This window comes from Streptomyces tropicalis (assembly GCF_029269835.1).
Classification (GTDB): Bacteria; Actinomycetota; Actinomycetes; order Streptomycetales; family Streptomycetaceae; genus Streptomyces; species Streptomyces tropicalis.
On record NZ_JARJBB010000106.1, the window covers coordinates 1 to 573 of the forward strand.

Genomic DNA, 573 nt, shown 5'->3' on the forward strand with positions numbered 1-573 from the left:
TGAGCAGGTACTCGTAGGCGGAGATCAGCGCTTCCTTGTCCGCGCCGTCCAGGCCGCCGAAGTTCTTGGCCCCCTCGACCTCGATGCAGGCCACGAACATGGACTCGGTGGGCTGGAGCAGGACGGCAATGTCTCCGTACGCGGTCTTCGCTGTGATCCACTCCAGCGAGGCCGGGACACCCACCGGCTGTTCCACCGGAACCGGCGTGCCGTCCCGACGGCGGCCCGCGAGCGGGGCGGTGGACTTGTACAGGAGCCTGCCGTCGCGCAGCAGCCGCCGGTGGGTGCGGCGGATCTCGTACCAGCGCAGGAAGGTGCGGCCCTTGTAGGGGACCATCGTGACGTAGATGCACGTCCCGGCCGCACCGAGGCATCCGAGGATCTTGAGAGGTATCCCGGGTAGGCCGGCCAGCAGCCCGACAGCCAGAACGATGCCGCCGAGCAGGACCAGCTGCTCGTCCATGTCGAAGCGGCGCCCCAGCAGACCGCGCGGCCGCGGTCGGGGGAAGCTGAAGACGCGGTCCATCGCGACTCCTTTCTCAAAGCGTGTTGGGGGAGGGGAGGGCTGCCGCT

General features: G+C 68.8%; 1 pseudogene. It reads right to left on the reverse strand.

From position 1 onward, the window contains the following. Positions 1 to 526: pseudogene (locus tag P3H78_RS33230) on the reverse strand (SCO6880 family protein); the annotation flags it as partial. Positions 527 to 573: the final 47 nt, after the last annotated feature.